At 74.0% G+C, this 23,069-nt stretch carries 17 protein-coding genes; 1 reads left to right on the top strand and 16 read right to left on the bottom strand.

Annotation, left to right across the window (positions count from 1 at the left end; translation table 11 throughout):
- The 13 genes from GA0070616_RS23465 to GA0070616_RS23405 form a co-directional block, all read right to left on the bottom strand.
- On the bottom strand, positions 1–1,641 hold the full coding sequence (locus tag GA0070616_RS23465) for a lipopolysaccharide biosynthesis protein (protein WP_091087357.1): 1,641 nt from the start codon (positions 1,639–1,641) through the stop codon (positions 1–3).
- The gene (locus tag GA0070616_RS23460; RefSeq protein ID WP_091087353.1) at positions 1,634–2,176 is read right to left on the bottom strand and encodes an acyltransferase; all 543 of its coding nucleotides are present in this window, start codon (positions 2,174–2,176) and stop codon (positions 1,634–1,636) included. The genes GA0070616_RS23465 and GA0070616_RS23460 overlap by 8 nt, the downstream gene beginning before the upstream one ends.
- Positions 2,177–2,269: 93 nt before the next feature.
- Complete coding sequence (locus GA0070616_RS23455) at positions 2,270–4,312, bottom strand: hypothetical protein (protein ID WP_139128984.1); 2,043 nt, start codon at positions 4,310–4,312, stop codon at positions 2,270–2,272.
- A 116-nt stretch (positions 4,313–4,428) separates the two neighbouring features.
- On the bottom strand, positions 4,429–6,132 hold the full coding sequence (locus GA0070616_RS23450; protein ID WP_091087347.1) for a glycosyl hydrolase: 1,704 nt from the start codon (positions 6,130–6,132) through the stop codon (positions 4,429–4,431).
- Positions 6,133–6,470: 338 nt separating this feature from the next.
- On the bottom strand, positions 6,471–7,304 hold the full coding sequence (locus GA0070616_RS23445) for a shikimate dehydrogenase (protein WP_091087344.1): 834 nt from the start codon (positions 7,302–7,304) through the stop codon (positions 6,471–6,473).
- On the bottom strand, positions 7,304–8,500 hold the full coding sequence (gene mltG / locus GA0070616_RS23440; protein WP_091087340.1) for an endolytic transglycosylase MltG: 1,197 nt from the start codon (positions 8,498–8,500) through the stop codon (positions 7,304–7,306). Before mltG ends, GA0070616_RS23445 begins: the two co-directional genes overlap by 1 nt.
- Positions 8,497–8,958 (bottom strand): Holliday junction resolvase RuvX, encoded by a 462-nt coding sequence (gene ruvX, locus GA0070616_RS23435; protein WP_091087337.1) that lies wholly within the window; start codon positions 8,956–8,958, stop codon positions 8,497–8,499. Before ruvX ends, mltG begins: the two co-directional genes overlap by 4 nt.
- Positions 8,959–9,030: 72 nt before the next feature.
- Positions 9,031–11,709: an alanine--tRNA ligase gene (alaS, locus tag GA0070616_RS23430; RefSeq protein WP_091087333.1), complete on the bottom strand. Its 2,679-nt coding sequence runs from the start codon at positions 11,707–11,709 to the stop codon at positions 9,031–9,033.
- A complete protein-coding gene (locus GA0070616_RS23425) occupies positions 11,706–12,011 on the bottom strand; it encodes a hypothetical protein (RefSeq protein WP_091087330.1) in 306 nt (101 codons plus the stop codon). The genes alaS and GA0070616_RS23425 overlap by 4 nt, the downstream gene beginning before the upstream one ends.
- 27 nt (positions 12,012–12,038) lie before the next feature.
- Positions 12,039–12,500, bottom strand: a complete 462-nt coding sequence (locus tag GA0070616_RS23420; protein ID WP_091087326.1) for a DUF948 domain-containing protein — start codon at positions 12,498–12,500, stop codon at positions 12,039–12,041.
- A 148-nt stretch (positions 12,501–12,648) separates the two neighbouring features.
- Entirely contained in the window at positions 12,649–13,356 is a 708-nt protein-coding gene (locus GA0070616_RS23415) for a hypothetical protein (protein ID WP_091091461.1), read from the bottom strand.
- A gap of 2,747 nt (positions 13,357–16,103) precedes the next feature.
- Positions 16,104–17,630 carry a replication-associated recombination protein A gene (locus GA0070616_RS23410; RefSeq protein WP_091087322.1) on the bottom strand — a complete coding sequence of 509 codons (1,527 nt, stop codon included), beginning with the start codon at positions 17,628–17,630 and terminating at the stop codon, positions 16,104–16,106.
- A gap of 75 nt (positions 17,631–17,705) precedes the next feature.
- Positions 17,706–17,918, bottom strand: a complete 213-nt coding sequence (locus GA0070616_RS23405) for a hypothetical protein (protein WP_091087319.1) — start codon at positions 17,916–17,918, stop codon at positions 17,706–17,708.
- 140 nt (positions 17,919–18,058) lie between these two features.
- On the opposite strand from GA0070616_RS23405, the gene GA0070616_RS23400 reads away from it, so the two are divergent.
- Positions 18,059–18,802 (top strand): GNAT family N-acetyltransferase, encoded by a 744-nt coding sequence (locus GA0070616_RS23400; protein WP_091087316.1) that lies wholly within the window; start codon positions 18,059–18,061, stop codon positions 18,800–18,802.
- On the opposite strand, the gene GA0070616_RS23395 is transcribed toward GA0070616_RS23400, so the two are convergent.
- From GA0070616_RS23395 to aspS, 3 genes are all read right to left on the bottom strand, one after another.
- Positions 18,777–20,195: an MFS transporter gene (locus tag GA0070616_RS23395; protein ID WP_091087312.1), complete on the bottom strand. Its 1,419-nt coding sequence runs from the start codon at positions 20,193–20,195 to the stop codon at positions 18,777–18,779. The genes GA0070616_RS23400 and GA0070616_RS23395 overlap by 26 nt on opposite strands.
- Positions 20,192–20,794, bottom strand: a complete 603-nt coding sequence (locus GA0070616_RS23390; protein ID WP_091087308.1) for a winged helix-turn-helix domain-containing protein — start codon at positions 20,792–20,794, stop codon at positions 20,192–20,194. The genes GA0070616_RS23395 and GA0070616_RS23390 overlap by 4 nt, the downstream gene beginning before the upstream one ends.
- Positions 20,795–21,167: 373 nt before the next feature.
- Entirely contained in the window at positions 21,168–22,988 is a 1,821-nt protein-coding gene (gene aspS / locus GA0070616_RS23380) for an aspartate--tRNA ligase (protein ID WP_091087304.1), read from the bottom strand.
- Positions 22,989–23,069: the final 81 nt, after the last annotated feature.

Genomic DNA, 23,069 nt, shown 5'->3' with positions numbered 1-23,069 from the left:
TCAGCCCTTGCCCGCGCGGGTCAGCACGAAGCCCAACGGGTTGACGCCGGCGGCGCGCAGCCGCTCGGCGAGGCGACGCAGGTCGCCCTGGCGGGTCCGGTCGCGTTCCACCACCACCACGGCGGTGCCCTGCCGGGCCATCGCCACGCCCCGCTCGTCGGCCTCGGCGGGTGGGGCGTTGTACAGCACCAGCTTGTGGTCGGCGCCCTCCCGCCAGGTGCCGAAGCGGACGCTGCCGACCCCCACGGCGACCGCGCCGGCGACCTGGGCGACGCGGCCGTTCCCGCTGGACGCGCCCGACTTCACCCGGGGCAGCGTGATGGTGGCGTCCGGGTCACCGGACGGTCGGGGCAACGCGACCGTGGTGTCCACCTCGGGGGCGGGCCGGGGCACCGGGTGCGGGGACGGCCTGCGCGGTGCCTCGCCACCTTCGGCAGCCGCCGGCCCCTCGGCCACGCGGGGCTTCGGCACCGTCGGCCGGGTGGGGTCGACGCTGGCCGGCAGCCGGTCGCGGTCGGCGACGACCTGGGCGCGCAGCTGGTCGACCCGACCGCTGTCGTCGGCCACGAACACCTCGCGGCCGGCCACCGCCAGGGCCACCGCGAGCCCGGCGGTGACCACGGTGGCGTCCTCGCGGGCGGTCAGCACCGACACCCGGGCGGGCTGGCGCACCCGTTCCGCCACGGCCATGGCGACGTACCGCACGTCGGCGTCCACGGCCCCGCGCCCCCGGAACCGGCGGTAGCGGACCGTGCCGAGCAGTGGCAGACCGGTGGCGTCCCGACCGTCGGTGACCGACCGGACCCGCCGGTCCATCGACTCCCAGACGAAGGCCAGCACCAGGCCGACGAGCGCGCCCCCGAGCAGCCCCGCGGCGATCAGCAGGGGGGTGTTGCCGGCGGAGGCGGCGAGGTTGCGGTCGGCGGTCTGGGTGATCCAGCCGGGGCTGACGTCGACCGCGGCGATCTCGGTCCGCGCGGCGTTGAGCTGGGTGAGCTGGTTGTTGATGCCGCCCAGTTCGGCGACGGCGGCGTCGGCGGCGGTGCCGGAGTTCCGGGCGCTGTTGATCCGCTTCTGCACGGCGGTCTGCTGGGCCACCACCTTGCTGATGCTCTCGTCGTAGGAACGCAGCATCTCCTCGCGCTGCTTCTCGTACATGGCGCGCCGGACGTCGAGGTAGCTCCGCGCGGCCAGGTTCGCCCCCTCGACGGCGCGTTCGGCGTCGTCCGACCGGTAGAGGAAACGCAGGATCTGCCCGCCGGTCGGCACCTCGACCTCCAGGGCGTCGCGGATCTCGCGCTGATCCTTCCCGAAGGCGTCCACCAGGCGACGCACCACGTCGGTGCCGGTGGCGATGCCGGTCTCCACGTTCATGTTCACCGCCCGGTCGGCGGCGGCGCCGCTGGGGGTGAACGCATCGGTCACCACCGGGCGGATCGCCACGACCGCGCTGGCCGTCACCGCCGCCGGCACCACCAGCACGTAGCCGAGGGCGCCGAGGAGGCCCACCGCGGCGACCGCGCCGATGAGCCGGATCCGGTGCAGTGGCACCCGGAGCAGGTCGGTGAACGTCACGGTACGGGTGGCCGGCGGGCCGGCGGGACCGTCGGGGGCCCAGGGACCGGGGGCAGCATCAGTCATGGAACTTCTTCACTGTCTGTTGGGGATTGCCGACGACCACGACACCGGGGGGCACGTCCGACCGGACCACCGTCGCGGCACCCACGACGCTGTCCCGGCCGATCCGCACACCCTTCATGACCAGCGCGTGCGCCCCGATCCAGACATTGTCCTCGACGGTGATGGGTGCCCGGGTCGCCGGGGTCGGCGCGTCGTGCCGCTGCGCGGGGGGCAGGTTGTGGAAGTCGTTGTCGAGCAGTTCGCAGTCCGACAGCAGACATCGATCACCGACCGTGACCGAGGTCCAGGTGCCGATCCAGGTGGCGTTGAGCAGGCAGTCGGCACCCACCCGGACCTCGCCCGGCCCGGCGAAGCGGACCAGCTTGTTGATCCGGGTGCGGTCACCGATGCTGACGCGCACGCCGCGGCGCAGCCGGATCCGGCCCCGGATCTCCACGCCCCGGCCGAGGCTCAGCCGCGGGTAGCGAAGCTGGTACCAGCGCCGCTTCACCGCGAAGACGGCCCGGACCGCGAGCGAACGGCGGATGCCGACCAACGATCCTCCCCACGTCGTGGGGCCGGCGACAGTGGATCCGCCGCCGGCCCAACGTGAACAATCTACCGGTGTTCCGTTACGAACGGTCGACCGTCACTGTACGGAGAAGAACATCGACGGGGTGGACCAGGTGAGCGCCGGCGTCGCCGGGGCCAGCACCGTCGCGTCCGCGCCGTCGACCACCACCGACGGCGCCGCCGTCGGATCGAACGGCACGCTGCGTAGCGTACCGTCGGTGGCACCGTAGACGATCTTGCCGTCCACCCAGGCCATGCCGCGCACGGCCGACCAGGTGACCCCGGTCGTCGGCAGCGAGAACTCGGTGGCACCCAGGTAGTTGCCGTCGATCTCGAAGTAGCGGTAGTAGAGGCCGTTCGCCCCGGAGCGGGTGTAGTAGAGCCGGCCGTCGAGGTAGAAGCCGCCGGTCAGCAGCGCCGGGTTGTACCAGTCGTTGTACCCGGACGCCTCCCACGACCCACCCACGGTGGTGCCGTTGAACAGCGACACGTCGATCCGGCTTCCGGTGGGGGTCTCGGCCACCAGGTGCGACCAGTAGATCCGGTCGTCCACCCGCCAGGTCGCCCCGGCGCCGGTGTACGCGGGCTGGGCGTCGGTCGTCGGCGTACCGAGGGCCGTACCGTCGAACGGCACCTTGGTCAGCTCGCCCTCGGCGGTCTTCAGGTACAGGTGGCCGCTGGCCGCCGTCGGGGCGTTCTTCGGGGTGATGCTGCGCCCGCCGGCGAGCGGGAACATACCGAGCCGGCCGTGGTACTCCTCGCCCATGCCGTCGGAGTTGTGCCCGAAGTACAGGCCGTCGGTGCCGCGCCAGAGCACCGGCACGGAGGAGCCCCAGGCCGCCGTACCCGCCGGCATCGAGGCGCTGCCGCTGCGGCGCGGGTTCCAGTTGACCGGCATGCCGGTGGCCGGGGTGACCGCGGCGACACCGAGCCGGTCGATCGCACCCTTGCCGGCCTTGTCGCTGGCGTTGGGGTTGTTCAGCCACCGGAAGTGCCCGCCGAGGTAGATCACGTTGTCGGCCACCTCGACCGAGGTGATGGTGTCGTTGCCGGTGAAGTTGATCCAGGTGGCGAGCTGGCCGGGCCCCCGGGCGGCGGTCTCGAAGCGCACCAGCGCGTCGCAGTAGGCGGCCGGCCAGCCCGAGCCACCGTTGGTGCCGACGACGAACCAGCTGCTGTCGGCGCCGAAGCGGATGTCCTGCACGTAGTGCACGAAGGTCGCGGGGCTGGCGCACGGGGCGACGAACTTCTCGCTGCTCCAGTCCAGCACCTCGGGGGTGCCGGTGAGGTCGACCAGGGCGATCTGGTTGCGGGGCAGGTCGTTGACGAACGTGAAGTTGCCGCCGACGGCGAGCGTGGCGCCGTCGGGCGAGACGTCGATGGTCCAGACGTACGACGTGGTGGTGTGCCGGCCGACCGTCGCGTTGATGTCGAACGTCGGGTCGATGGCGCCGGTGGTGGCGTTCAGCCGGCCGAGCCCGGCGTGCGCGGTGCCGTTGAGCCAGTTGAAGGCACCCGCCACGTAGAGCCAGTTGCCGTGCAGCACGAGGTCACGCACGGTTCCGCCGTCGGAGCGACCCTCCCAGCCGTCGACGATCGCGCCGGTGGCCGGGTCGAGGGCCACCAGGTTCTTGCGGGACACCCCGTTGACGTTCTTGAAGACGCCGCCGACGATCAGCGTGCCGCCCGGACCCGCGATCAGGGCGTTGACCGCGCCGTCGAGCACCGGCAGGAAGGTCGTCGAGATCGTCCCGGTGGTGCGGTCGTACGCGAACAGGTAGGGCCGACTGATCCACGGATCGGCCGCCGTCTGCCGGAGCTGGGTGAAGCTGCCACCGACGTACACCATGTCGCCGACCTGGGCGAAGGCCCGGCTCTCGCCGTTTCGGGCGTGCGGCGTGGTGTCGGCGGGATTCGTCGAGACCAGGGTGGCCGGCTCGGGTACCGGCACCACCGCCGCGGACGTGGCGGTGGGTACGGCCAGCACGGCCGCGACCGTCGCCACCGCGACCGCCCCGGCCCAGGCGCGGTGTCGTCCGGCGGAACGCCGCAAAAGGGAGAGTTTGGGCACGCTGCGCCTCCAAGATGGATGAGATCGCCGGTAGCGTCTCTCGTCCATCCCGGGGGCGGCATCCGCCGATTGGGCGGTCAGTGAATCCGCAAGGCGACAGCAATGGACGGAGTCGGATGTCCGACCTCGACCGTCACCGCCTGTCGCCAGACGGAAACCTCAGGTCAGCGGGCCCCTCCGGTCGGTTGCCGCAGGTAGCTGTCGCGCCCGGCGGCGGTGAACCCGGCCAGTGACGCCGCGTCGTGGTTCATCGTCATGTTGCAGGACTTCGTGGTCTTGGTCATACCCGGCGAGTTGAAGTAGATCGCCGCCTTGATCTTCGGGTGGGCCTTCAGGGCCGCCGGGAACTCCTCGAACCAGCGGCGCTTCGCACCGGGGTCGTCGGCGTCGAAGTTGGTGCCGAACTCGGCCAGCATCCGCGGCTTGCCGGCCCCGATGCCGTGCTCGTCGAGCCAGCGGTAGAAGCCGCCGACCGTGGTCGCCGGGCTCTTCCAGACCGTGCTGCCGTTGCAGACGTGGAAGTTGTACGGGTCGTAGGCCACCCAGTCGACGTAGCGGTCGCCCGGGTAGAGGCCCGCATACCGGTCGTAGTGCCCCGACCAGCCCATCATCGTCCACACCCACACGGCGTTGTCCGCCCCCGCCGCCCGGAACCGGTCGTGCACGTACCGCCAGGCCCGGACGAAGTCCGCGTCGCTGCCCTTGGCCGGCTCGTCCTCCGGCTCGTGGTCGAAGCCCATGAACACCGGCACCCCGGTCGCCCTGATCCGGCCCGCCACCGCGTCGATGGTCGCGTCGTGCCGGCCACTGTAGACGTCCTTCCAGGTCAGCACCGTGCCCGAGGAGAAGATCCGGGACTCCCAGGCGAAGAACATCAGCCGCCCCTCGCGCATCTGCTGCTGCTCGTACGCGTCGGGGAAGGCACCGTTGCTGCCGGCGTTGGAGAAGTCGTGGTAGCGGTGCACGACGTCGAACTTCCGCCCGACCTGCGCCTCCACGTCCGCCACGGCCTTGCCGTGGTTCCAGCCGGCGGCCGCGCTGGTCGGGGAGTACATACCCCACCAGGCGCCGCAGGACGGCACCAGCTTGTCCGACACCCGGCCACAGCGACCGGAGCCGGCCGGCATGGTCGGCGTCGGGCTGGGCGCGGCCGGGGTGGGGCTCACGCTCGGCGTCCGCGACGGCGTCGGCGCGGCGCTGGTCGGCGCGACGGCCCGGGTCGGCGAGGCGCTGGTCGGGCCGGGCGTCGGGCGGGTGCGCACCTCGTAGGTGAGGTCGAGCCGGGGCCGCAGGTCCGGGTTGCGGTTCTCGCTCGAGGCCCAGTAGATGCGGGTGTGCAGACCGGACTGGGCCAGCGCCACCGTGAACGTGCCGTTGCCCGTCACCAGAGGAGAGACGTCCCACTCGTTGACGCCCCTCGCGACCGTGCCGACGGTGTCCAACGCCGCGCCGAGGGCCACGGGCGACGGGCGGGCCACCCCCGCGTCGACCGGGGAGGCGTGGGCGGTCACCGTCGCGTCGAACGCCTTCCAGGAATGCGCCTTCAGCGTGGCACGCACGTTGACGGCGTTCGCGGGCAGCGTCCGCACGTCGAACCGGACGACCGCCTCCCGTGCGCCGCGCGGGTTGCCGTCGCAGGGTGAGGGGCAGGTCGCCAGCGTCGTCTTGAGGCTGTTGTCCCCGTCCTGCGGCACCGCGGTGGCGGTCGTGTCCGCCGCCGCCCGGATCGACATGTCGTCGGCCGCCAGCAGCGGTACGACCGTGACGGCCAGGCTCACCACCACGGTCGTGCCGAGGACGACGAGGCCGACCGCCTTGCGGCGGGGGCCACCCGGCGGGCGCAGTCGGTGCAGTCCGTGCCTGGTCAAGGAGACTCCCTGTGTCTGATGCGGTGACGGTCAGCAGCGTATCGACGGCCACGACGCCGCGTGGGCAGGACAGCGGGACCTAAGCGCGTCTTAACCCTCTCCTAAGACACGCCTCGGGGTTCCGATGACCATTGTGGCCGGTCCGGCCGGAGTGGGCGGCCCGAGCGGACAATCCGAGCGGGCGGATCGGGCGGCGCGGGCGGCGTGTAGTGCCTCAGCCGACGCGGGCGGCGCGGGGGTGGCGCTCAGCCGACGCGGGCGGCGCGGGGGTGGCGCTCAGCCGACGCGGGCGGCGCGGGGGTGGCGCTCAGCCGACGCGGGCGGCGCGGGGGTGGCGCTCAGCCGACGCGGGCGGCGTGCAGTGCCTCGGCCATCGCCGCTCGGGGCGCGGGGACACCGGTGAACTGCTCGAACTGGCCGACGGCCTGGGCGAGCAGCAGGTCCAGCCCGGACACGACGCGGCAGCCGGCGACGAGGGCGGCGGCGGCCAGCGGGGTGGGCCAGGGGTCGTACAGCGCGTCGAACAGCACCGTCGTCGGCCGCCAGCGCACGGATCCGACCAACTCGTCGGCCGCGCCCTTCGGCACGGTGGAGACCACCACGTCGGCGTGCAGGTGCGCGACCGCGTCGGCCCACCCGGCGCCGGTCAGCGGCACGCTGGGCATGCCGACTGCGGCGGCCACGGGACGCAGTTCGTCGACCGCCTCCGGGCGGCGGGCCACCACGGTCACCGACCGGGCGTCGAGCCGGGCCGCCGCCGCGACCGCCGCCCGAGCGGTCCCGCCGGCACCGAGCACGGTCACCGTCACACCGGGGCGTACGCCCGCGCCGGTCAGCACCTCCACCATGCCGACGACGTCGGTGTTGTCCGCGTACCAGGAGCCGTCCGGCCGGCGTACCAACGTGTTGGCCGCACCGACGGCGGCGGCGACCGGCGACGACGCCGCCGCCACCGCGAGCGCCGCCTCCTTGCCCGGCATGGTCACCGACAGCCCGGCCCACTCCGGGCCCAGGCCCGCGACCAGGGCCGGCAGCTCCGCCGCCGCGCACTCGATCCGGGTGTACGACCACCCGTCGAGCCCGGCGGCGGCGTAGCCCGCGTTGTGGATCACCGGAGAGAGCGAGTGGGCGATCGGCGTGCCGAGCACCGCCGCCCGCCGAGGGGCCGCCATCAGATGATCCCGGCCTCCCGCGCCTTGGCCTCGTTGCGCAGGTGCTGCTCGTAGGTCTCGGCGAAGGCGGAGTTGCCCTCCTTGTCGATGGCGACGAAGAACAGCCAGTCGCCCTGCGGCGGGTCCATCGCGCCCTGCATCGCGTCCCGGCCGGGGTTGTTGATCGGGGTCGGCACCATGCCCCGCAGCTTGCGGTTGTACGGGTTCTTCGGGTTGTCGAGGTCGGACTGGGTCATCTGCCCGGAGGTCTTCGTCTCCTGGCCGGTCCGCTCCAGGTAGTAGTTGACGGTGACGTCCATCTCCAGGCAGCCGCACGGGAAGTTGCCCTTGTACACCCGGTTGTACGCCACCCTGGCGACCTTGCCCAGATCCTTCTTGTTGCCCGCCTCGGCCTGGGCCAGGGAGGCGACGATCAGCGCCTCGTAGGGGCTGATGCCCTGACGCTCGGTCTGCACCACGTCGGCGAACTTCATCTCCCCGGTGACGGTGAGGAAGTTGTCGACCATGAGCTTGAGGATGGCCTCGGCGTCGGCCTTCGGCGGGATCTCGTACGTGTCCGGGTAGAGGAAGCCCTCGATCGACTTGTCGACCTTCCTGCCGTCCTCCCGCTTGAACCACCAGTCCGGGACGCCCAGCTCCAGCGGGTCCTTCGCCGCGGCCTCGAACTCCTCGACCGGGATCTCGGTGTGGTCCGACAGCAGCTTGTAGACCTGCTTGGCGGTGCGCCCCTCCGGGATCGTGACGCCGTTGACCACCCGGTTCTTCGGGTCGAGCATCGCCGCGAGGGCGTTCTCGCCACTCATCTGGAGGCGCAGGGTGTACGTGCCCGGCTGGATGTTGCGGCTGCGGGAGTTCTCCTCGGCCGCCTCGATGAACGCCTTGGTGCTCTTCACCACACCGGCGTCGTGGAGCGCGACGGCCATGTCCGCCAGCAGGGCACCCTGCTTGATCTCGACCGTCACCTCCTCGGTGCCGGTGCCGTCGTAGTCGGGGGTGACGAGGTAGTTCTGGATCCGGTCGAAGCCGTAGTACGCCCCGCCGCCGATCCCGCCGAGCAGCAGGAAGGCGAGCACCAGGGCGAGCGCCGTCTTGCCGCGCCCGCCGGAGCGGCCGGAGCTCTTGCGCAGGCCACGGCGGTGCTTGCCCTTGTCACCCCTCCCCTGCTCGTCGAATCCGAGGTCAAGATCGTCCATCATCTCGTCCGCCTCCGCTGCGCATCCAGCCAGCTCTGCAGAATCTCCACCGCGGCGGCCTGGTCGACCACCGCGCGTTGTCGTCGTCCTCTGACGCCGCGCTCGGCAAGCCTACGAGATGCGACGACGGTAGACATCCTCTCGTCGGTGAGCGTCACCGGGACGGGCGCTGTCACCTCGGCCAGCCGGGCGGCGTACGCCTTGACCCCGACCGCCGCGGGCCCGTGCCTGCCGGCCAGGTTCACGGGCAGGCCGACCACCACCTCGACCGCCTCGTGCTCGGCGATGAGGGCGCTGAGCTGGGCAATGTCGCTCGGTACCGTGTCGGGGCCGGCCGTGAGGTCCCGGGCCAGGGTCACCAGCGGGGTGGCCAGCACCCCGTGCGGATCGGACCGTGCGACCCCCACCCGCACCTGACCGACGTCGACACCGAGCCGGACTCCACGGGGCGATTCAGTCACCGACAGTCACCCCCGGCGAACGAGCCAGGGCGGACCGTCGCCGGTCCGCCCTGGCTGGTGACGCTGACACCCTCACGCCTCGGCGATCGCCTTCTCGACGGTGAGCAGCAGCGTCGGGGCTTCCGCCGCCGGCAGGCCACCGCCCTGCGCCAGGTCGGGGCTGCCGCCCCCGCGCCCGGAGAAGGCCGCCTTCACCAGGTCGGAGGCCGCCAGGCCACGACCCCGTGCCGCCGGGTTCACCGCCACGACCAGCGAGGCCTTCCCGTTGGCGCGGGCCGCCACCGCGACCACCGCCGGTCGGGCGGGGTCGATCCGGCCCCGGATCTCCTGGGCGAGGGTCCGCACGTCGTTGCCGGCCGCGCCCTCCGGGGCCTCCGTGCCGACGTACGCGACACCCTGCACGTCCCTGGCCTGGGCGGCGAGCGCAGCCGCGCCCCCGAGCACCAGTTGGGCGCGCAGCTTCTCCAGCTCCTTCTCGGCGTCGCGCAGCTGGGTCACGGTCTGCTCCACCCGGTCGGCGACCTGCTCGTTGGGCACCCGGTACAGCTCGGCGAGCCGGGACACCAGCAGGTGCTCCCGGGCCAGGAAGTGGAACGCGTCCATGCCGACCAGGGCCTCGACCCGTCGCACGCCCGAACCGATCGACGACTCCGAGAGGATCTTGACCAGGCCGAGCTGGCCGGACCGGGCCACGTGGGTGCCGCCGCACAGCTCCCGGGCGTAGTCGCCGACCTCGACGACCCGCACCTGCTCGCCGTACTTCTCACCGAACAGGGCCATCGCCCCGATGCGTCGCGCCTCGTCGAGCGAGGTGATGAAGGCGTGCACCTCCAGGTCGGCCAGGAGCACCTCGTTGACCTGCTGCTCGACGTCGCGCAGCACGCTCGGTGCCACCCCCGTCGGGGTGTTGAAGTCGAACCGCAGCCGGCCCGGGGCGTTCAGCGACCCGGCCTGGGTGGCCGACTCCCCGAGGAAGTTGCGCATCGTCTGGTGCACCAGGTGGGTCGCGGTGTGCGACCGGGAGATGGCCCGCCGCCGGGACGTGTCGATCTCGGCGAACGCGGTCTCGCCCGCCCGCACCTCGCCCCGGACCACCCGGGCCCGGTGCACGATCAGACCGGGCACCGGCTGCTGCACGTCGAACACCTCGACCTGCCCGCCACCGACGGTGATCATGCCCAGGTCTGGCTGCTGCCCGCCGCCCTCCGCGTAGAAGGGGGTGGTGTCGAGCACCAGCTCGACGGTGTCCCCCTCGACCGCCGCCGACCGGGAGCCGTCGCCGCCGAGCACCGCCCGCACCGTCGACTCGCGGGACACCTCCGTGTAACCGGTGAAGCTCACCGGACCGCCCTCGTCGAGCACCGCCCGGTACGCCGACAGGTCGGTGTGGCCCGTCTTGCGCGCCTGCGCGTCGGCCTTGGCGCGGGCCCGCTGGTCGGCCATCAGCCGGCGGAACCCCTCGGCGTCGACCTGCAGGCCCTGCTCCGCGGCGATCTCCAGGGTCAGGTCGATCGGGAAGCCGTACGTGTCGTGCAGCTGGAACGCCTTCTCCCCCGACAGGGCCGACCGTCCCGCCGTACGGGTCTCGGCGATGGCCGTGTCCAGGATCGTCGTCCCAGCGCGCAGGGTGGACAGGAAGGCGTCCTCCTCCGCGTACGCGTAGTCGGCGATCCGGTCGAAGTCCCCTGCCAGCTCCGGGTACGACGGGGACATGCAGTCCCGCGCCACCGGCAGCAGTTCGGGCAGCGCCCGCTCCTGCCAGCCGAGCAGCCGCACCGCGCGGATCGCCCGCCGCATGATCCGGCGCAGCACGTAGCCGCGCCCCTCGTTGCTCGGGGTGACCCCGTCGCCGATCAGCATCAGCGCCGTACGCACGTGGTCGGCGACCACCCGCAGTTTGACGTCGTCGGGGTGCGACTCGCTGGCCACGTGGCCCGAGTGGGCGCCGTAGCGCTTGCCGGTCAGTTCGGCCGCCCGGTCCAGGATCGGCCGCACCTCGTCGATCTCGTACAGGTTGTCGACGCCCTGCAGGATCGAGGCCATCCGTTCCAGGCCCATGCCGGTGTCGATGTTCTTCGCCGGCAGTTCGCCGAGGATCGGGTAGTTCTCCTTGCCGGTGCCCGGCCCTCGCTCGAACTGCATGAAGACGAGGTTCCAGAACTCCATGTAGCGGTCCTCGTCGACCGCGGGCCCGCCCTCGCGGCCGTAGGAGGGGCCACGGTCGTAGAACAGCTCGGAGCACGGGCCGCACGGGCCGGGGATGCCCATCGACCAGAAGTTGTCCGCCTTGCCCCGGCGTACGATCCGCTCGGCGGGCACCCCCACCGAGCGCCAGATGGCGAACGCCTCGTCGTCGTCGAGGTAGACCGTCGGCCAGACCCGATCCGGATCGAGCCCGAAGCCACCCTGCTCCTGGGGCTTGGTGACCAGGTCCCAGGCGAGCGGGATCGCCCCGTCCTTGAAGTAGTCACCGAAGGAGAAGTTGCCGTTCATCTGGAAGAACGTGCCGTGCCGGCTGGTCTTGCCGACCTCGTCGATGTCGGGGGTGCGGATGCACTTCTGGACGCTGACCGCGCGGGTGTACGGCGGGGTCTGCTGGCCCAGGAAGTACGGGACGAACTGCACCATGCCGGCGTTGACGAACAGCAGGTTCGGGTCGCTGATGGCGGGCAGCGGAGCGGACGGCACCACGGCATGGCCGTTCGCCTCGAAGTGGGCGAGGTACCGCCGCTTGATCTCCGCCGTCTTCATCGCTGGTGGTCCTCCGGAAAGATCTCTCGGTCGCCGATGCGCGGGTCCTCCCGCAGCTCGGCGAACTGGTCGTCGAACGCCTCGCCCCGGGCGAACGCCTCGTGGATCTCCTGCTCGCGTTCGGCCATCCCGACCCGGACGTCCGCCACGAAGCTACGCAGTTCCTCGATGAGCCCGCCAGCGGATTGCGACACGCTGCTGGCGATGCCGGCCGGCGTGTACGCGTGCGCGGTGCGGGTCGCCTTGCGGACCACCACCACGCCGACCGCCAGTCCGATGCCCAGCCAGAACAGTCGCCTCATGCTTCGTACCTCCTGGTCGTCGGCGGGTCAGCGGTTGCCACGTCGGGCGGCGCGACGCTGGGACTTGATCGTGTCGCGGACCTCGCGCTCGGTCTCGGCGTGCCGTCGGGCGGAGGCGGCTTTGCGTACGCCGTAGCCGAAGGCAGCGACCTTGACCAGCGGGTTCGCGGCAGCGGCGGAGACGACGGTGGCCAGGTTCGCGACGTTGGCGGTGATGTTCTGCGCGTGGCTGGTCATCGTGTCGACCTTGGCCAGTTGGAGATTCACCCCGTCCAGGGAGGTCTGCACCTGTTCCAGAGTGACGTTGACGTTGCGGACCGTGGTGTTGACGTCACCGAGCAGCGGCGCGGTGCGGTCGTTGAGGTCGTTGATCATGCGGGTGGTCGCGTCCACGGTGTGCCGCAGCCGCAGGATGGGCAGGGTCAGGATCAACACCAGCATCGCGAACGCGATCGCCGCGATCAACGCCGCGACCTCGAAAAAGCCCACGCCTGTCCTCCTCAAGCCAGGTCCGTGGACCGGACGTCCACGAACGACGCGCGCCCGTCACCCACACCACCGCACACGACCCGGCGGGGTCAGCGGAAGCTGGCGGGCCCGCCAGCCCCAGACCCTACCGTCCGTGATGGAAATCGGCTCAGGACGGTGAGGGTGTCACCTCACCCAACGGGTCCTCGCTCACCGTCGGATACGGGTCCTCACCGGTCAGCGACGGGTCGGTGCTGGGCTGGGGCCGGGTGCGCTCGTCGTCGATCGCGTTGCGGATCTTCACCGACACCAACGAACCGGTGCACTCCGCCGCCGCGGTCGCCGGGTCGGGCGTGGGCACCACCGCCGGCTCCCCGTCCACCGGCGGCGGGACGCAGGTCGGCTCGCGGACCCACAGGTCGAGGGTCAACTCGTCCCGCCGCCAGCAGGTGTAGCTGCCCTTGGCGGGCTGCTCGGGGCACAGGTTCGGCTTCCACGACTGCCAGCCGCCCGCGCTCAGCGCGCCCTCGTAGGCGCGGGCGGTCTCCTCCGGCGACCGTTGCGAGGTCACGGTGCGTTCCCGGAGCCGGCAGTCGAGGAAGCACCAGCGGCTGCCGCTGACGTCGTCGACCGGCTCGACCGCCGCCCAGCCGGGCACGTCGAGTTCGTCCAGCGTGTCGAAGGCCGGATCCCGGTGCCACGTCTGCACCCCGAACACGGTCGGGACGATACCGAGCAGCACCACGCTGACCAGTGTCAGCAGGCCCGTACGCAACCGGTGCCGCTCGCGGAGGCGCCGGCCGAGTGCGGTGCGGGCAGCACCCCGGTCGGGCTCGTCGGCCGCCCGGCCCTCCTCTTCGACACCGGGGGCGCGCAGCGGCGACCCGCTCACCTGGCCGGACGCGGTACGCGCCGCCGAGGGGTCCGTCGGGGGCACGACCGCCGCGGCCCGCGCGACGACCGGCTTCTCCCCGGGACGCGCCGGCGGTGACACCGCTGCCGCGCCCGAGGGGCCGGGACGCACCGGTTCCCGGTGCGGCGGGGTCGCCCGTGCGGCCGTCCGCTCGTCGGGACCGGGTCGGGGGCCGGAGACTGCGCCGCGGGCGGCCTCCGGGGGCGGGGCCGGTGGGCCGGCGCGCCCGACGGTCGGTGCCGGCCGGTCGGTGCCCGCCGGTGGCCGCCCCGGTGGGGGCGGACCGGCCCCGGGGCGGGCCGCACCCTCACCGGGGACCGTGCCGTCGGGACGGGCTGCGCCCATGGTGACGCCGCCCGCGGCTGCCCCGGGGGCGACGGGTCCGCCCACCGGATCGCGGGGCACGCCGCCGGGGCGTGCCGCTCCTCTGGCCGGGTTGGGCCCCCCGTCGGGGCGCGCCGCGCCCCGCACGGGACCCGACGGACCGCCCTCGCCCCGCACGGGACCCGACGGACCGCTGTTCTTACGTGCCGCACCTCGCACGGGACCGGTCGGCCCCCCGTCGCCACGGACCAGGCCCTGCGGCCCGGTGGGGTGCGACAGGCCGGGCCCGGTGGGCGGCGGCCCGTCGGCGGCACGCCCTCGCTCGCCGGGCGCAGAGCGCCCCGCCGGCCGGGATCCGGGGGGCGTGGACGGATCGTGGACGTCGTCACCGGGGCGGGGCGGCACCGCGACCGGTCCACCCCGGCCGTCTGCCCCGGGGCCCCGCCGCGCAGGTGCCGGCGGGCCACCGGCCGGCGCCGACGGCGGCCCGGCCGCCGGCGTACGGCCAGGCGTCTCGCCGGGGGTCTCCGCGGCCCGCCGGCGACCGGCGGGTGCCGCCCCACCGGCGGGTGCGGCCGGAGCACGGTTGATCGTCGGTAGGGCGGGGTCGGTGTGATGGGTCCGGCCCGCCTGCCGCAGCCAGTCCGCCGGCCGTTCCGGACGGCCGGGACGGGCCTCGCCCGCCGGCACGCCGGGGGGCACGGAGGGGCCGGTGCCGCTACGGGGCACGGCGGGACTGGTGCCGCTACGGGGCACGGACGGATCGGTGCCACGAGGGGACCCACCCGGCCCGGACGACGCGCTGGTGGTGGACACGGCGGGCAGCGACGGGGCGTTGCCGCTGCGCGGCACGTCGGGCACGGGCGGGGCGTTGCCGCTACGCGGCACGTCGGGCACACCGCCGCTGCGCGGCCCGACCGCCTGTTCGTCGCCGTTCTCGGCAGCACGTCGGCGTCCGGCCCGTCCGCCCGGGACGGGACCGCCACCGGCCGGACCGACCCGCGCGGCCCCGGTGGCCCGGGGACCGGTGCCGGTGTCGCCGAACCCGCCGTCGGTGCGTGGACGGGGCGGGCCCTCGCCCGGCGGGGTGGCCCGCCGATCGGTGCCGGGGGCGACGCGCCGGTCCACAGCGGGCGGCTCGCCCACGGGACGCGGCCCTCGGGGAACCGGCTCCCCCCCGGGCCGGAGCCCGGGGGCGGGGACCCCGGCGGGATTCATCCCCGGGGCGGGTGGCTGACCGGGGAGTCCGCCGCGGGGCACCGTGACCCGCCGGGAGTCAGGATCCGGGGCACGGTGACCTGCACCCGCGGCGGACTGCGGAGGCGACGCGCCGGGCCGGCCGTCGGGCCGGGAGACACGGGCCGCCGGGTCGTCGGGATGCCCGGCTGGTGGCGGACTCCCCGGCGTGCGCCCCCGGCCGGTGGGCGGCGGACCGCCACGCCCTGCCGACGGCAGGTCGGCCGGCGCAACGGAGGGCGGCCCCATGGCGACGGACGGCGGGCCTGCGGCACGGCCGGACGGGACGACCCCGGGGCCCCCCACCCGACCGGCCGGCGGGCCGGACACGGGCCCGGACGGGACCCCGGACACCGGCCGCCCGGAGGCGGCGCCGGACACCGGCCTGGGCGGGCCGGACACGGGGGGAGCGGTCCCCGGCTGACGGAACGGCCACTCCCCCTGCGGGCCACCCGGACCCGGGCGGTCCGGGTGACGCCCACCGGTGGGCGCGCCCGCCGGTGGGGCCGGACGGCGCGGGGGCGGACCACCCGGCGCGACACCCTGCGGAGGTCGGGGCGGCTCGGGATGGCCGGGCCACGGCCCGTCGACGGGCCGGGAACGCGGTGACTCGGACTCACCACGCCGGACCGGAGGGGCGGCGGAGGGGCCGCCGGCCGGGCTCGGCGCCGGACCTCCGGCTCCGGCCGGCACCGCGCCGGGGGCCGGCGGTACGGCGTTGTGCGGCGGCGGCACCGCTCCGGGGGCCTTCATGGGGGTCGACGGGCTCGCCCCCTGCCGAGACGGGCGGGACGGGGTCGTACCCGGCGCAGGCGGACCCGGACGCTGGGGCGGTGCTCCCGCGGGGCCACCGTCGGCCGGGGCGGCAACGCCCGGTGCGGGACGGGACGCCGGGCCGGGGGACGCTGCCGGGGGACGCCGGGCGGGAGGCGGAGCGGTCGGGTCGCCGTCGGGGCCCAGCTCACCGCCGGGGCCCAACTCACCGCCCTGCTGCTTGGCCGTCCGGAGGTCGTCGATCCAGCCGAACTCCTCGCCGGGCACCGGCTCGGGCGCGGCGGCCTCGGCCTTTCCCCGGCCCCAACGCCGGGCCCGGGGGCGCTGCTCGCGCCGCTCGTCCGGGCCGTCCTCCGGGTGCTCCGACCCACGCGATCTCACTGTCGTTCCTCCCCGTCGGCGGTTTCGCCGCCCTCTCGCGCCGCAGCGGCACCCGTGCCCGTCGCGCCGTCGGTCTTCGCCGCGGTGCCCACGGCGGCCAGCGCATCCGGCCGGGCGGCTGCCGGTTCCGGGCGGACCGGCGGGGCGGGCAGCCCCCGGACGATCCGACGCAGCAGGGGCAGCCGGCTGGCCACCGCGCGCTCCGCGCCGTGCTGGCTGGGCCGGTAGTAGTCGGTGCCCACCAGGTCGTCGGGGGCGTACTGCTGGGTGACCACGCCCCGCTGGTCGTCGTGCGGGTAGCGGTAGCCGGTGCCGTGACCCAGGCCCCGGGCACCGGAGTAGTGCGCGTCGCGCAGCCCGCGCGGCACCGGACCGCCGCGCCCGGCGCGCACGTCGGACAGGGCGGCACCGATCGCGGTCGTGGCCGAGTTCGACTTGGGCGCGGTGGCCAGGTGGATGACCGCCTGGGCCAGGTTGAGCTGGGCCTCCGGAAGGCCCACGTACTCGACGGCGTGGGCGGCGGCGGTGGCCACACCGAGCGCGGCCGGGTCGGCCATGCCCACGTCCTCGCTGGCGAAGATCACCAGTCGGCGGGCGATGAACCGGGCGTCCTCCCCGGCGACGAGCATCCGGGCCAGCCAGTGCAGGGCGGCGTCCACGTCCGAACCGCGCATGCTCTTGATGAAGGCGCTGGTCACGTCGTAGTGGGCGTCACCGGCCCGGTCGTAGCGCACCGCCGCGGTGTCCACCGCCTGCTCGGCGGTGGCGAGGTCGATGCGGTCGGCGCCCCGGGCCGACGCCGACGCGGCGGCCGCCTCCAGCGCGGTCAGTGCCTTGCGTACGTCGCCACCGGCGAGGCGTACCAGGTGGTCCTCGGCCTCGGTGTCCAGGGCCAGCGCGCCGCCCAGGCCGCGCTGGTCGGCCACCGCGCGGCGCAGCAGGCCACGCACGGCCGCGTCGTCCAGCGGGTGGAGGGTGAGCAGCACGCAGCGCGACAGCAACGGCGAGATGACCGAGAAGTACGGGTTCTCGGTGGTCGCCGCCAGCAGGGTGACCGTCCGGTCCTCGACGGCGGCGAGCAGCGAGTCCTGCTGGGTCTTGCTGAACCGGTGAACCTCGTCGATGAACAGTACGGTCTGCGGGCCGCCGGAGCGGCGCTGCCGGCGGGCCGTGTCGATGACGGCCCGGACGTCCTTCACCCCGGCCGACAGGGCGGACATGGCGACGAACCGCCGGTCGGTCGCCCGGGCGACCAGGTTCGCGATGGTGGTCTTGCCGCTGCCGGGGGGTCCCCAGAGGATGACCGACATGGGCGCGCTGCCCGTGACGAGTTGCCGCAGCGGGGCACCGGGGGCGAGCAGGTGTTCCTGGCCGACCAGTTCGTCCAGGCTCGTCGGGCGCATCCGGACGGGCAGGGGGGCGTCCGCCCCGGCGTACGTGAGGTCGTCGACGCCGCCGGAACCCGCCGCGACACGGGGTGCGCTGGCGGGTTCACCGAGGGTGAAGAGGGCGTCGGACTCCATCACGGGAACAGTACCGGGCCCGGTCCGCAGCGCCAGAATCGCGCCGCGGGCCGGGCCGGTCGTGATCGTTTCCGGTCAGCCACGGCCGGGGCGACGGCCCCGGTACCAGCGACCGCCACCACCCCCGCGCGGACCGCTGCCCACGCCGGCGAGGTAGAGCGAGAGCAGCAGCAGACCGATCAGGACGAGGGTGTTCCAGTTGAACAGGTCCGGTGCGCCGAAGTTGGTGTCAAGAAGGTCGATCAGCAGGGCGAAGCCGAAAACGATAGCCGCGAGTATGGCGAGCATGTCGTTCCTCCGGTGGGGGGTTCCCAGTAGGTCGGCGCGGGATGTACCCAATCGGTCCGTTCGTCAATCTCTGGAGTCGGCGGCCCGTCCCGGGGTGGACGCGGCCGACACGCGGCCCACGATGGTCCTAGGCTGACCGCATGATCATCGCCGACGAGGCCCTCGACGGGCGGGACACGATCCTGGCCGCCACGGGCCACCATCCGTTCTCCCGGCACGCGCTGCGCCCCGGCGGCCGGGTACGCGGCTGGCGGCGGGACGCCACCGTGACGTGGCTGCCGCTGGGCGAGCCGGATCCGCCGGCGGGCGCCCTCGGCGCGCCCGGTCCGGCGCTGGGTGCGGTCGTGGGCCTGGCCGCCGACCGACTGCTGCGCCCCGGCCAGCGGCTGCACCTGCCGCGCCTCGACGCGGCCACGCTCGCCCAGAGACCGTCGGTGGCCGCGCACGCCGATTGGGACTTCCTCTGGACGACCACGCCGCCGCCCCGGCAGCCCGACGAGGAACGGGTGGTACGCCTCGGCGAGGCGGACCTTCCCGCGCTGAGCGCACTGATCGAGCAGGCCTTCCCCACCACCACGTCCCGGCCGGGCGACCCCCGGGTGGTCGGCTGGTACGGCGTGCGCGAGGGCGACCGGCTGGTAGCCTGCGGGGCGGATCGCAGCCGCGGCGACGTGGGCTTCCTCGCCGGCCTGACCGTGGCCCCCGACCGGCGCGGCCGAGGGCTCGGGGCGACCCTGACCGCCGCGATGACCCGGGCGGTCGCGCCGGCGCACGGGCTGGTGGCCCTCGGGGTCTACACCGTCAACGTCGCGGCGATCCGCCTCTACCAGCGACTCGGCTACACCCACCGGCTCGCGCTCAGCTCGGTACGCCTCCCCGACTGAGTGGGGCGGGCACGTCGTCGGCCGACTGCGCGGGCACGCCACCCGGCGACGGAGCGGACCCTTCGCTGGCCGACTGCGTGGGCACGCCACCCGCCGGTCGAGCCGACCCCGCGGTCTCGGCAGCGACGGACGCCGGCCCGGTTGCGGCCGGGGACGGCGCACCGCGCCCCGCGCGCCACGCCGGCAGGTACAGCGGGGCGGCGGCAGCCAGCACGACGGCGCCGACCAGCATCGCGACGCTCACCCCGACCCGGTCCGCGACCAGGCCGAGCAGCACCCCGCCGGCCGACGCGGCCGGCATCGCCACCATCGAGTTCAGTGAGATGACGCTGGTCCGGTACGGACCGTCGACCTGACGGTGCAGCAGGCCCATGTGCAGCGGGTTCGACGCGCCGTGCACGGCGTAACAGGCGAAGTAGGCGACCAGCACGCCCACCGGGCCGGCGAACAGGCCCATCCCCACCACCGTGACACCCTGCACGACGCGCAGCAGCACCGCCGCCGGCGCCGCACCCAGCCACCGCATCAGCAGCGGGGTGAGCGCGGCCCCGCCGGCCGACGCCAGCCAGGCCACGGTGCTGCCGGGACCGAGGATGGCCGCGGCCCGGTCGGCGTCACCGACGACCTCGGCGAGGCGCACGGGCAGCAGGTTCTCGAACGTGACCATGCCGAAACCCCAGAACAGTTCCACCGCCACCAGCGCGAGCAGCACCCGGGATCGGCGCAGCAGCCCGAACGCCCGACCGACCATCCGGGGCGCCTCGGCGACCGAGGCCCGCAGCGCACCCGTGCCCGCCGCGGGTCGCGCCTCGACCAACAGGAGCGACAGGGCCACCAGGTACGCCACCTGCAGCACCACGGCGGCGAGCACCGGCGTGGTGAGGGCACTGACCGGACCGACGGGGCCGAGGGCGACCAGCCCACCGCTGAGCAGCGCGCCGGCGGCGATGCCCAGGCCGAGCACGGTGCCGCCCTGACCGAGCCCCTTCTCGTACGCGGCGTCGGGGTCGGCGGCGAGGGTCGCGTCGACGTACCAGGATTCCAGGGGGCCGCTGTCGAGGGCCCGGAACACGCCCTGCAACGCCCACACGGTCACCAGCAGCGCGAACGAGTCCGCCACCACGAGCAGTGCCAGCGAGGCGAGGTTGACCGTGGCGGCGACCAGCAGCACGGGCCGGCGGCCCAGCGCGTCGGCGAGACCGCCGGTGGGCAGTTCCAGAGCCAGCACGATCAACCCCTGGACGGCGACGGCCAGGCCGATCTGGGTCAGCGACAGCCCGCGCTCCTGCATCAGCAGGATCGTCACCGGGATCAGCAGGCCGACGGGCAACCAGCGCAGACCGTGCAGGGCCAGGAACCGCCGCCGGACCTGGCGGGCGTCGGGCGGGTTCACCGGCCCTCCTCCACCCGTGGGTAGGCGGCCAGGAAGACGTGGACGGCCTGCGCGCCTGCCACGCCCGGCTCGGTCTCGTCGCGGTAGCGCATCAGCACCTGCCACAGTTCGTCGTTGAGCGCCCGCAGCCGGGCGGCGTCGAGGGTGAGCACGGCGTCACCCATGCCTGCGGCGTCCCGCCACGCCCGGTCGTGCCGGTGGGCGACGGCCGTCCAGCGTCGCGCCTGCTCGGCCAGGTGCCGCACCTGGTCGGCCTGGATCCACTCGACGGCGGCCCGCGCGTCGGGGTCGTCGTCGAAGTCGGTGGGCTCGAAGTCGCTGATCTCGTGCACGGCCCGCCACCAGCGCTGCCGGCGGGTGCCCAGCTCGGGTGCCTCGGCGACCAGCCCCACCTCGGCGAGCTGCCGAAGGTGGTAGCTGGTGGCACCGGTGTTGGTGTCCAGCGTGCCGGCCAGGGCGGTGGCGGTGGCCGGGCCCTCCAGCCGCAGGGCGCCGAGCAGGCGCATCCGCAGCGGGTGGGCCAGGACGCGGACCTGCCGGCCGTCGAGACGGACGGTGCGTGGCGCGGGCCGGCCACCGGCGGGAGTCTTCTTGTCCATGGATGCACAATAGCTGTGCACACTTCCCATGCACAAGAAGTGTGCATGGGAAGTGTGCATGACGAGGGTCGAGGCGAGGCTGGCTCAGGCGAGAAGTTCGCGCACGTCGCGCAGGCGTGCCCGCAGCAACCGGCGGCACCAGGATGAGGGTGTCCACCCCGCCCAGCGGCACGGGTGGAGTCGAGGCGCACCTCGGTGGGACGCAGCACCCCGGCGGCGACGCCGGTGGTCGTCCGCAGGCCGGCCGGATCCAGGCCCGACCGGTGCGCCACCAGCAGACCCGGCTCCGCCCGGCCCTGCCCCACGATCAGCGAGGTGCGCACCAGCGCGGCGGCCGGGTCGACCGCCCGCACCGCCGTCTCCGCCGGGTCGGTCAGGTCGGGTCGGAAACCGGGGCGGCCGGGCCGGCGGTGCCGGTGTGGGAAGCCGCAGGCGGCTTGGGCTTGGCGTCGATGCCGGCCTCGGTGCGCTGCTGTGCGGTGATCGGCGTCGGCGCGCCGGTCAGCGGGTCGAAGCCGCCCCGGGTCTTCGGGAAGGCGATGACCTCACGGATCGAGTCGGCACCGGCCAGCAGCATGCACACCCGGTCCCAGCCGAACGCGATGCCACCGTGCGGCGGCGGGCCGTACGAGAACGCCTCCAGCAGGAAGCCGAACTTGTCCTGCGCCTCCTCGGGGGTGATGCCGAGGAGGTCGAAGACCCGCTGCTGCACGTCACGCCGGTGGATACGGATGGAGCCGCCGCCGATCTCGTTGCCGTTGCAGACGATGTCGTACGCGTAGGCCAGCGCCCGGTCGGGGGCCTCCTCGAAGCGGCCCTCCCACTCGGCGTTCGGGGAGGTGAACGGGTGGTGCACGGCCGTCCAGCCGCCCGCCCCGCCAATCTCGTCCGACGTCCGTTCGAACATCGGGGCGTCGACCACCCAGCAGAACGCCCATGCGCTCTCGTCGACCAGGCCGGAGCGCTTGGCGATCTCGATGCGGGCCGCGCCGAGCAGCTCCTGCGCCTCCCGCGTCTGCGCACTGGCCGCGAAGAAGATCGCGTCGCCCGGCTTCGCGCCGACCGCATCGGCCAGGCCGGCAAGGTGCTCGGCCGACAGGTTCTTCGCCACCGGCCCGCGCGGCTCGCCGGTCTCGGCGTCGAGCACCACGTACGCCAGGCCCTTCGCGCCGCGCGCCTTGGCCCAGTCCTGCCAGCCGTCCAGTTCCTTGCGGGTCTGCGCCGCACCGCCCGGCATCACGACCGCGCCGACGTAGCCCCCCGCGTCGATCGCCCCGGCGAACACCCGGAACGTCGTGCCGCGCAGGTGGTCGGTCAGCTCGGTCAGCTCGACGCCGTAGCGCAGGTCGGGCTTGTCGGAGCCGTACCGGGCCATCGCGTCGTGCCAGGTGATCCGCGGGATCGGGCGCGGGATCTCGTGACCGGCCAGGTCCTTCCACAGGGTCGCCACGATCGCCTCACCGAGGTCGATCACGTCGTCCTCGGTGACGAAGGACATCTCGATGTCGAGCTGGGTGAACTCCGGCTGCCGGTCGGCGCGGAAGTCCTCGTCGCGGTAGCAGCGGGCGATCTGGTAGTAGCGCTCCATGCCGCCGACCATCAGCAGCTGCTTGAACAGCTGCGGCGACTGCGGCAGCGCGTACCAGCTGCCGGGCTGCAGACGCACCGGCACCAGGAAGTCGCGGGCGCCCTCCGGAGTGGACCGGGTCAGCGTCGGAGTCTCGATCTCCAGGAAGTCTCGCTCGTGCAGCACCGAGCGGGCGAGCTGGTTGGCCCGCGAGCGCAGCCGCATGGCCCGCGCCGGGCCGCCGCGGCGCAGGTCGAGGTAGCGGTAGCGCAGTCGAATGTCGTCGCCGGCCTCGACCTGGTCGTCGACGGGCAGCGGCAGCGGGGCGGCCTCGGAGAGCACCACCAGCCCGCTGGCGGTCACCTCGATCTCGCCGGTCGGCAGGTCGGGGTTCTCGTTGCCCTCCGGGCGGCGGGTCACCTCCCCGGTGACCTTGACGCAGAACTCGTTGCGCAGCGCGTGCGCGTCCTCCTCGCGGAACACCACCTGGACGACGCCGGAGCCGTCGCGCAGGTCGACGAAGATGACACCGCCGTGGTCGCGCCGGCGGGCCACCCACCCGGCGAGCGTCACCGTGGTGCCGGCGTCCGTCGCGCGCAGGCTGCCGGCGTCATGGGTACGGATCACGACGTGCGTCTCCCTCGTCTGGCTTCGTTCTGCCCCCGCATTCTGTCAGGACTGCCCGGTCGGCGTTCCACGGGTGCGGCA

Origin of the sequence: Micromonospora nigra (genome assembly GCF_900091585.1) — a bacterium.
GTDB classification, from domain to species: Bacteria; Actinomycetota; Actinomycetes; order Mycobacteriales; family Micromonosporaceae; genus Micromonospora; species Micromonospora nigra.
The sequence above is the reverse complement of the archived record's forward strand: the minus strand, read 5'-3'. Positions and strand labels throughout refer to the sequence as shown.

Coding starts and splice junctions, on each gene's coding strand:
- GA0070616_RS23465 (WP_091087357.1), bottom strand. CDS start 1,641: ATGACTGATGCTGCCCCCGGTCCCTGGGCCCCCGACGGTCCCGCCGGC.
- GA0070616_RS23455 (WP_139128984.1), bottom strand. CDS start 4,312: ATGGACGAGAGACGCTACCGGCGATCTCATCCATCTTGGAGGCGCAGC.
- GA0070616_RS23445 (WP_091087344.1), bottom strand. CDS start 7,304: ATGGCGGCCCCTCGGCGGGCGGCGGTGCTCGGCACGCCGATCGCCCAC.
- mltG (WP_091087340.1), bottom strand. CDS start 8,500: ATGATGGACGATCTTGACCTCGGATTCGACGAGCAGGGGAGGGGTGAC.
- alaS (WP_091087333.1), bottom strand. CDS start 11,709: ATGAAGACGGCGGAGATCAAGCGGCGGTACCTCGCCCACTTCGAGGCG.
- GA0070616_RS23425 (WP_091087330.1), bottom strand. CDS start 12,011: ATGAGGCGACTGTTCTGGCTGGGCATCGGACTGGCGGTCGGCGTGGTG.
- GA0070616_RS23410 (WP_091087322.1), bottom strand. CDS start 17,630: ATGGAGTCCGACGCCCTCTTCACCCTCGGTGAACCCGCCAGCGCACCC.
- GA0070616_RS23405 (WP_091087319.1), bottom strand. CDS start 17,918: ATGCTCGCCATACTCGCGGCTATCGTTTTCGGCTTCGCCCTGCTGATC.
- GA0070616_RS23400 (WP_091087316.1), top strand. CDS start 18,059: ATGATCATCGCCGACGAGGCCCTCGACGGGCGGGACACGATCCTGGCC.
- GA0070616_RS23390 (WP_091087308.1), bottom strand. CDS start 20,794: ATGGACAAGAAGACTCCCGCCGGTGGCCGGCCCGCGCCACGCACCGTC.